At 71.5% G+C, this 221-nt stretch carries 1 pseudogene; it reads right to left on the reverse strand.

The features are described from left to right. Positions 1-221: pseudogene (locus BN358_RS27915) on the reverse strand (HIT domain-containing protein); the annotation flags it as partial.

Genomic DNA, 221 nt, shown 5'->3' on the forward strand with positions numbered 1-221 from the left:
TTTCGTCTGCGCCACCACGGGGAGGAAATTGGCGTCGCCCATCCAGCGCGGCACCACGTGCTGGTGCAGGTGGGGCGGCGATCCCCGCACCGGCGACCTCGCCCTGGTTCAGGCCCAGGTTGAAGCCCGCCGGGTGGGACACCGCCCGGAGCACGGTCATGGCCTGGGCGGTGAAGGCGGACAGCTCCGCGGCCTCGTCGGTGGTCAGCTCCGTGAAGTCG

This window comes from Sedimentibacter sp. B4 (genome assembly GCF_000309315.1).
In the GTDB taxonomy this organism is placed as follows: domain Bacteria; phylum Bacillota; class Clostridia; order Tissierellales; family Sedimentibacteraceae; genus Sedimentibacter; species Sedimentibacter saalensis.